Origin of the sequence: Arthrobacter sp. H5 (genome assembly GCF_000520595.1) — a bacterium.
In the GTDB taxonomy this organism is placed as follows: Bacteria; Actinomycetota; Actinomycetes; order Actinomycetales; family Micrococcaceae; genus Arthrobacter_D.
Genome location: NZ_AZSC01000341.1, coordinates 1 through 8547 on the forward strand (window position 1 = coordinate 1; position 8547 = coordinate 8547).

9 protein-coding genes are annotated in these 8547 nt (G+C 63.5%); 5 read left to right on the forward strand and 4 right to left on the reverse strand.

Annotated features, from left to right (window positions below; genetic code table 11):
* Nucleotides 1-394: 394 nt before the first annotated feature.
* Nucleotides 395-979, reverse strand: coding sequence for a methyltransferase domain-containing protein (locus Y708_RS0101050; RefSeq protein ID WP_216699700.1), 585 nt, complete (start codon nt 977-979; stop codon nt 395-397).
* A 188-nt stretch (nt 980-1167) separates the two neighbouring features.
* On the opposite strand from Y708_RS0101050, the gene Y708_RS0101055 reads away from it, so the two are divergent.
* Nucleotides 1168-2580 (forward strand): dihydrolipoyl dehydrogenase family protein, encoded by a 1413-nt coding sequence (locus Y708_RS0101055; RefSeq protein ID WP_028278504.1) that lies wholly within the window; start codon nt 1168-1170, stop codon nt 2578-2580.
* A 2-nt stretch (nt 2581-2582) separates the two neighbouring features.
* On the opposite strand, the gene Y708_RS0101060 is transcribed toward Y708_RS0101055, so the two are convergent.
* Nucleotides 2583-3224 (reverse strand): CDP-alcohol phosphatidyltransferase family protein, encoded by a 642-nt coding sequence (locus tag Y708_RS0101060; protein WP_253905647.1) that lies wholly within the window; start codon nt 3222-3224, stop codon nt 2583-2585.
* On the reverse strand, nt 3211-3903 hold the full coding sequence (locus tag Y708_RS22080; RefSeq protein WP_081746408.1) for a TVP38/TMEM64 family protein: 693 nt from the start codon (nt 3901-3903) through the stop codon (nt 3211-3213). Before Y708_RS22080 ends, Y708_RS0101060 begins: the two co-directional genes overlap by 14 nt.
* An 80-nt stretch (nt 3904-3983) precedes the next feature.
* Here Y708_RS22080 and Y708_RS0101070 point away from each other — a divergent pair, with 80 nt between their 5' ends.
* The 4 genes from Y708_RS0101070 to Y708_RS22085 are packed head-to-tail and all read left to right on the forward strand — an operon-like array spanning nt 3984 to nt 7987.
* Nucleotides 3984-5252, forward strand: coding sequence for an ABC transporter substrate-binding protein (locus tag Y708_RS0101070; RefSeq protein WP_035774935.1), 1269 nt, complete (start codon nt 3984-3986; stop codon nt 5250-5252).
* Nucleotides 5253-5262: 10 nt separating this feature from the next.
* Nucleotides 5263-6117, forward strand: a complete 855-nt coding sequence (locus Y708_RS0101075) for an ABC transporter permease subunit (RefSeq protein WP_216699701.1) — start codon at nt 5263-5265, stop codon at nt 6115-6117.
* Entirely contained in the window at nt 6114-6944 is an 831-nt protein-coding gene (locus tag Y708_RS0101080) for an ABC transporter permease (protein WP_216699702.1), read from the forward strand. The genes Y708_RS0101075 and Y708_RS0101080 overlap by 4 nt, the downstream gene beginning before the upstream one ends.
* The gene (locus Y708_RS22085; protein ID WP_051478389.1) at nt 6941-7987 is read left to right on the forward strand and encodes an ABC transporter ATP-binding protein; all 1047 of its coding nucleotides are present in this window, start codon (nt 6941-6943) and stop codon (nt 7985-7987) included. Before Y708_RS0101080 ends, Y708_RS22085 begins: the two co-directional genes overlap by 4 nt.
* Nucleotides 7988-8037: 50 nt before the next feature.
* Here Y708_RS22085 and Y708_RS0101090 read toward each other — a convergent pair whose 3' ends face one another.
* Entirely contained in the window at nt 8038-8367 is a 330-nt protein-coding gene (locus Y708_RS0101090; protein ID WP_028278509.1) for a hypothetical protein, read from the reverse strand.
* Nucleotides 8368-8547 lie beyond the last annotated feature (180 nt).

Consider the following 8547-nt stretch of genomic DNA (forward strand, 5'->3'; position numbering starts at 1 on the left):
TGTTATCCAGCGACAGGTTGCCGCTATCGGTGATGTTGTTGTCGGTCACCTGGGCGACCTCGTCCACACGCGTTTCCGTGTTGTCCCCGCTGTCAGCGCTGGCCATACCGGCGCCTCCAACAAGCATCAGGCCGGTTACGGATCCTACTGCCAGGGACTTCTTGAAAATGTTTCGCATGTTACTGCCTCCATATTTCTGTTGGGGTAGAGGACGTTAAGCACTTCGGGACCACCCCCGTTACCGGATTGGTATAGATACCGATAACTCTCAAGCCCCTTCCCGCAGCCGACGCTGAGGCATCGTCCAAGCCCGCCAACAAGCGGATCGGTGGGCCTGAGTTCGGTCCTGTGAATCCTCTGTACGAACCCACGGAAAACGCCCACAAGGTTTGCTCTAAGCCGTTAGACGGCCAACCCGAATTTGAAGGTGCGCTCCCCGCGCGGATGCCGCTGCGACAGCACCGCAGTCGCGCTCGACGGCGGTCCAGGGGTGCGCGTGAATGTCGGATCCACCCAGCCAGCACGCCAGCCGGGCAAGCGGTGCCATGACCGAGAACGGCCCCGTGGGTTCTTGCATGTCCACCACGCCCAGCACCGCTGTCCCGGTGGTGAGCGCCAGCATGTTCTCCCACGCAATTCCCCAATCGGGCATCAGGGACAGCGCGTAAGTAGCAAAGGAGGCGTCCGAGTGTTCCCGCCCGCCCTGCTCGGCGATGCGTTGGCTCACCTCGGTAGGAGCCAACGCCACCGCGTCAGCTTCGATGAGGATGACGTTGGTCCAGCCGTTTCGATCCGCACGCCGGCGCGCCAGCTTGAGCATGTCTGCGCTGCGGTCAACACCCACAATGGTGCCCGAAGGCCCTATCTCCTTCTGCAGGAGGGCAAAGTTGAGCCCGGTGCCGCAGCCAATGTCGAGGACCTGGTCCCCGGCCTGAAGGCCCAGGAGCTCAATGCCCAGCCTGCGTCCGGCCCGGTACACGGGCCATTCGGCGGACAGCAGGTCGTAAAAAGGAGCAAAGGCGCTGTATTTTTCCCTGATCAGTTGCCCTCACTTCCATCAAGGCCACGGTGTTCCACGTTACAGAACTACCTTGCGCGAACCTATAACCTTCTGATGCAGCCCTAGTCTGGAGTGGGACACCCGGGGAAACAACGAAATGGAGATCGATGGAACGCGCCGAAGAACCCATTGACTTACTGGTGGTCGGCGGCGGCACGGCAGGAATAGTCGGTGCAAAGACAGCGGCGCAGCTTGGCGCGCGGACCGTGCTGGTTGAACGCTCGCGTACCGGCGGCGATTGCCTATGGACGGGATGCATTCCCTCGAAGACCCTCCTGTCCGCTGCGGCCCAGACGGCCGGTGGGCGGGATCCGTCCGGCGGCAACCCGGACTTCACAATCGTGCGTGAACGGATCGCGGCCGCAATTGCAAGTATTGAACCGGCCGACTCTCCGGCAGCACTGGAAGCGGCCGGCGTTTCCGTCATCTCCGGCACGGTGCGCTTCACCGCTCCAGGCGAGGCGTTCGTGAACAACACAAGAATTCTCTTTCGACAAGCACTCATAGCGACCGGCAGCGCGCCCACCATCCCGCCCATCCCAGGCCTCGAGAACGCACAGTTTGTCACCTCGGAAACCATCTGGGACCTCACCGAGCTGCCCAGCCGGCTCGCCATCATTGGCGGCGGACCGATCGCCTGCGAACTCGGGCAGGCGTTCGCGCGGCTCGGCTCACAGGTGGTCATCCTCGCCCGCTCCGGGATTCTGCCGAAGGAAATCCGCGACGCTGCCGTGCTGGTGCGCCAGGCCCTGAAGGATGACGGCGTGAGCGTCGTTGAGCATAACGGCGCCGACACCGTGGTCAGCAGGCAGGACGGTACCAGCACCATCCACACCGCTGACGGAGGAACGTTCGACGCCGACGTAATCCTCACGGCAACAGGGCGGAGCGCAAGAACCGACGAGTTGGGGCTCGAGAATGTTGGCGTGACCTGCGATGAGTCGGGCCAGGTTGTTGTGGATTCCGGGATGCGCACCTCCAACCCTGCCTTTTGGGCTGCCGGTGACGTCACCGGCCACCCAAAGTTCACCCACCTCGCCGGCGTGCACGCAAGCACGGCGGCCTCCAACGCGGTGCTGGGCCTCCGCCGCGCCGTCAGCGGCACCATCCCCCGAGTCACCTACACCTCCCCGGAAGTGGCGTCCGTTGGTGTCACCGACGCTTCAGTGCCAGGGCGGACGACGTCGACAGTCCAACTGGAGGACACCGACCGTGCCATTACCGAGAGCTCCACCACCGGGTTCGCGCAGCTCGTCATTGACCGGCGTGGCCGGATTCTGGGCGGAACCATTGTTGGACCCAGAGCGGGCGAATCGCTGGCCGAACTCACCCTTGCGGTCCACAAGAAGATGACCACCCGTGAACTGGCCGGTGTCACCCATCCCTACCCCACCTACAACGACGCCCTGTGGAACGCTGCAATAGCGCACGCGCGCTCCGGACTGGGCTCCGCCGTCGTCGTACTCGCAGTCAAAGCGCTGTCCCGGTTGGCCCGCTGGCGAAGCGACCGCCGTCCGTGATATTACCGCAGCAGACTGAAGCCCCCCACAATGCGCTGGAGTGCGCTGATGGATACCAGCACCGCCCACACGATGGCAATCTGCGCGGCCGCTGCGGGGAAGATCAGCCAGAGGCTGTGGACCAGGACAGTCTCCGCACCCTCGGTCAATCCGCCGAGGAAGGACAGGGACCGCCCATCATCGAGTTGACGGCCGCTGCTTTCCGCGATGGAGGAGAAAGCGAGGAAAACGCTGCCGTTGATGTAGTAGGCAAACATGACCAGCAGGAACGGAAGCCAATCGGCATTAAACTCCGCAGTGGCCCCGAGCGCCACGCCGATGACCGTGGCCCCGTAGACCACGAAGTCCGCTGATATGTCCCAAAATCCGCCCTGCCCGGAAGCCTGCCGTGGCCCGTCCGGAAAACGTGCCGCACGGCGTCGGGCAAGCGGCCCATCCAGCCCGTCCGCGAGCCGGCACAGCAACCAGCAGATGAGGGCGGCCCACCACAGTTGTGACGCAGCAAGCACGGCGCTGGCCAGCCCAAGCACCAGGTTGGCCCCGGTCAGCCGGTTGGGCGTGATCCAGGGGACGTCGAGCCAGCCCGCCGTCAGGTTAAGCGTGGGAGCCAGCAACGGCCTCAGCCTGGTGTCAAACATCGGCATCACTGCGCTTTTTTCTCTGCCATACGACAAAAACAAGGCCCGCCAGTGTCAGAACGCCCAGCGCCCCGAACGCCGCCTGCGCCTGCCACCCCAACTCAAACCCGAACGCGCCGAGGGCAACATAACTGACCGCCCCCGGCAGGATCCCCAGCAAAGTACCGAAAAAATACGGCCACCATCCCACCGCGGTGAGTCCTGCGGAGTAATTGATCGCGGTAAACGGCAGGACGGGCACCAGGCGGACGCCAACCACCGCCGCAAAACCGCGTCTGCTCAGCACTTCATCAACCCTCGCGACCTTGGTGCCGGTGAATTGTTCGACTGCTTCGCGGCCCAGCGCACGCCCCAGCCAGAAAGCCGCGGAGGCTCCGAGCATTGCCGCGATGTAAACGACCACCAGCGCGGCGCCGAAACCGAAAAGCACACCCGCGGCGATGGAGAGAACATTCTTGGGGACGGGGGCCAGGGTGAGCGCCGCATAACCGAGGGCAAAACCAACGGGCCCTGCCCACCCAGCCCGGTCCACCAGCGCACGCAATTCCTCAACCGACGGGATTGGCGCCATCAAGACAACCACGGTCACCGCGGCGATGAAGACCAGCAGAAGGACCATCCGGTGGACCGGAGTGGCAAACCGACCTTCGCGCGCTGTGCGCTCCTCCGTCATGGAAACTGCCATCTATTGACCCGGTGCACCTTTTCAGATGCTGTACACGCTTCGAGCATACTGGAACCGGCCCCTACCACCGAAGGACCCCAATGACCCTGGAACCATCCCGGCCCGAGGCCCCGCAGCGGCTCCGTTTACTGTCCTCCGCACTGCTGGCTGCACTGGTGCTGTCATCCTGCGCAGCAGCCGGATCAAATTCCGGATCAGACCCCGGACGCGAGTTCGCGGACTTCGGGGAAGTGCTGGAGGAGGCCGACGGGCAGACCGTTGATCTATGGATGTACGGTGGGGATGAGCAGGGCAACGCCTACGTTGATGAAACTCTCGTCCCCGCCGCCGAGGAATTCGGGGTTACCCTTCGCCGCGTACCCGTGGCCAACACACCGGATGCGCTAAACCGCGTCCTGAACGAACTGCAGGCTGGAAGGGAGGACGGTTCGGTGGACCTCGTCTGGGTCAACGGAGCAAACTTCAGCACTGGACGCCAGGCTGAGGCGTGGCGGTGTAACTGGACCGGCCTCCTGCCCAATATGGCGTACACCGACCCCAATGATCCCCTGCTGACCACCGACTTTGGCACCCCGGTGGACGGTTGCGAAGCCGCCTGGCACAACGCACAGTTCACCTACTTTTACAATTCCGAAACGCTGCCGGAACCACCGACAAGCCTGGAAGGCATCCTGGACTGGGCCGAGGCAAACCCCGGACGGTTCACCTATCCGGCTCCGCCGGACTTCACCGGCAGCGTCTTCCTCCGCGAAGTAATGCTCAGCACCGCCGGCGGTGCGGACGAGGTTCCTTTGACCTACAGCGAGGAGGCCTTCGACAACCACGCGCCCGCTGCCCTGGACGCGCTGAGCGACCTGGCGCCGTCGTTATGGCGTGAAGGCAACACTTACCCGCGGGATGAGCAGGCACTGAATTCCCTCTTCGCGGACGGGGAGGTGGACATCGCCATGACCTACGGCCCTGCACGCCTGACGGAACTGGTGGCATCCGGTGCGCTGCCGGATTCCACCAAAGTGCTGACGCTCGACGAAGGCAGTGTGGGAAACGCCAGCTTCCTGGCAATCCCGGTCAACGCCGCAGACGCGGCGGGCGCCATGACGGTGGCCAACCTGGCACTCTCCCCCGAACAACAGTCGGCGAAAGCGGACCCCGGAGTCTGGGGACAATTCACGGTGCTCGATATGGACCGGCTGGATTCCGATCAGCAATCCCTGTTTACCCAATTGCCGGAATCTCCGGTGGTGCCCAGTTATGAAGAGCTCTCCCGCAATGCCCACGCAGAGCTTGGCGCCGACTGGGTGACAGAGCTCGACGACGCATGGCGCCGGTCGGTCGCAACCGCACCATGAGTGGCGCACCGTGAGCGAACGGCTGCCTGAACGCGCTTCCCGTCGGGCACTCCTGATGGCGGCCCCCGCAGTGCTTCCCGTCATCGTGGTTCTGGCAGGAGCCTTGTTTGCCGGGCTCCTGCAAAGCCTGGGCCTGATGCCCTTTACCGGCGAACCACAGCTCAGCTTTGATGCGTGGACTACGGGCAGCGGCGAGATCCTTCAGGCCGCCGGCATTTCGCTGTACATTGCCGCCGCATCCACAACTCTCTCCGTGGTGATGGGTTTCATGATTGCTGCTTACATCCTTGCGATGCCGATCAGCGGCCGGGTGATCGCCGGGCTCAGTGCCGCTACCATTCCCATCCCACATCTGATTGCCGCGGGAACTTTTGGACTCCTGCTCTCCGACGCCGGTTTTCTTGCCCGCGTCCTCGGCATGCCCGAGGAGTTTCCCACCTTCGTCGGCGGACCATGGTGGGGTGCGGCCATTCTGGAATACGGGTGGAAAGAATCAGCGTTTGTGGCCTTGGTTGTGGTGGGAAGTATTTCCCGCAGGGTTGGCGATCTCTGCGACGCCGCGTCAACGCTTGGCGCCTCCCCACGCCAAAGAATTCTCAACGTCGTCCTGCCGCTGGCTCTGCCCTCACTGGGCATCTCAGCGATCATTGTGTTCGTCTACACGCTCGGGTCATACGAGGCCGTGTGGCTGCTGGGACCCATCTCGCCTGAACCGTTGCCGGTGCGTGCCGTCCGGTTGTTTGGCTCCGTAGACCTTGCTGCGCGTCCGGACGCGATGGCGACTGCACTGGCATCCGTTGCGGTGGGCGTTGTGGCGATCCTCGCGGGCCTACTTGTACTCAGACGCTTCAAAGGTTTGCGGTGATTCCCGCTCTGCGCCCGGCCACCGCCTCCATGCGGCGCACACTCCCCGGAGGCAGAGCAGTGCATCTGGGGTTCGGGGTGCTGTTGGGGGCATGGATTGTGCTGCCCCTGATTCCCTTGATGTTGTGGTTCGTGGCCGGCCAATGGAGGGCACCGGACATTCTTCCGGGCACCTACTCAGCGCAGGGACTCATTGAGCTGTTTTCCCCCCAAATTCAGTCGGCAACAGCAACCTCAGCGGCCCTTGGCACGAGCGTTGCGCTGGTGGCGACGCCGCTTGGACTCCTTGCCGCATTGGCCATCCGCCGTCTCCCACGGACCCACTCCAGGTTCGTAGAGGTTGTCCTGCTGACACCCTTGGCCATTCCGCCGTTTGCGCTGGTGATGGGAGCGAATGTACTCCTGCTGAGGATCTACACGCCATCGTTCTCTGCAGTGGTGTTGGTACTTGCGGTAGCGGCGCTGCCCTACACAACATTCATGTTCCGCAGCGCCTTGGCCTCCTACGACGACAGGTTTGAAGAAGTGGCACGCACCCTGGGCGCCAACGCCCGCCAAACCCTAGCGCACGTCCGCTTGCCGCTGTTGGCTGCGGCGACGGCGCGGGCCGCTTTCCTCGCCTTCCTTGTGGGGTGGGGTGACTACATTGCCACCCTCCTCATCGGTGGGGGGCAACTGCGCACGCTCCCCCTGATTCTGGGCTCAGCCGCCGCGGGATCCGGTAATGAACAGCTCACCGCAGCCCTCTCCTTGGCCGTGATTGGTCCTCCGCTGGTGTTGCTTGCCGCCCTCAGCGCGCCCCGTCTGCGTGAAAGGATCCGCCGATGAGTTCAAGCCTGTCCTTCACGAAAGTGTCACGGAACTTTGGCCACGGCGATGTTCTGCGCGACATCTCCCTTACCGTTCCCCAGTCCGCCTGCGTTGCCCTGCTGGGGGCATCCGGCAGCGGCAAATCCACCCTGCTGCGGATAGCCGCCGGACTGGACGCCCCGTCGGCAGGGGAGGTACTGGTGGACGGCCAGGATCTCAGCGGAGTTCCCGCCGAGGAACGCGGTATTGCGCTGGTGTTCCAGAAACCGCTGCTCTTCCCGCACCTGAATGTGCTAGACAACGTCGCATTTTCGGCGCGGATGAGCGGCCAATCAAAGAGGGCCTCCCGTTCGCAGGCTCTCGCTTTCCTGAACCTGGTGCAGCTGGCCGACTTTGCGCACCGCGCCCCGGGCAAGTTATCCGGGGGCCAGGAGCAGCGCGTCTCCCTTGCACGCGCGTTGGCACGAAATCCCCGCATCCTGTTGCTCGACGAGCCGTTCAGCTCTCTGGATTCCCAGTTACGCGAAGACATGTACGCGCTCGTGGATGATATCCGGTCCCAACTGGCCCCCACCATTGTGCTGGTGACGCATGATCGGCGGGAGGCATCGGTGCTGGCGGACAGCATCGCAGTCCTCGACGAGGGCCGCATTCTCCAGCACGGGCCGGTTGCACAGGTTCACTACAAACCTGCCACGCTGGCCGTCAACCGGACTCTGGGTGGTCTGAATGAAATTCCCGGCCACGTAAGCCAGGGCTGCCACGTGTCTCCCTTTGGCCGGATTCCTGTGCAGCCGGATGCTTCCGAGGGGCCCGGTTTCCTTGTGTTGCGTCAGGAAGCGCTCCACCTTGTGCCCATAGACCAAGGCGCGGTCAATGGCACCGTGACCGACCTCAAGCCGATGGGGGCGCATACGCTGGTCCGGCTCCAGCTGGACACGGCAACTGACGGATCCACTGGATCGCTCGCCGTCGAAGTGGTGGGAGCGCCGGACGTTCACGTGGGCGGAGTCGCAGGCATCTCCTTCAATGGCGCCAGCGGTTGGACAGCACCCGGGTAAATCCTCAGCATCTGCGTCAGCGTTCAGCGTGACTCAGTGCGCAGCGTGACTCAGTGCGCAGCGTGACTCAGCTTGGCGTGCCGGTGCTCCTGCCATGGCGGAACGGTGAGCAAGAACAGCACGGCCGCGATGGCCGTACCTGCGGCGAAAATGGTGTTCAGGTGGATGGAGAGCGCCGTCCCGTTGTACATGGTGATTCCGACGGCGGCCAGGGTTGCCGCCAGCACCAACAGCGCTGACCAATGGTGGCGCCTCAGACCCACCAGCGTGAGAATCGCGGGGATGGTGTACCAGAGGATGCTGGCCGTACCCATCGAGTTAATCTGGCCGATGATCGGTTCAGTGCCCGGTATCGCCGCTACCAGAGGGCGGAAAAACATCGCGGTGCAGTGGAGAACAAGGGGCTCTCCTGACGTAAATGTGGGTCAGGGTTTGTGTGCCATGGGGCATGGGCAACCCCGTAGATTTGGGAGTTCTCACACAACCTGATCTTCGGAGCTGCCCATGCGTGCTACCACTCTACTGAACCGCGTCCTGAACCTGACAGGGGTCCGCGTCAC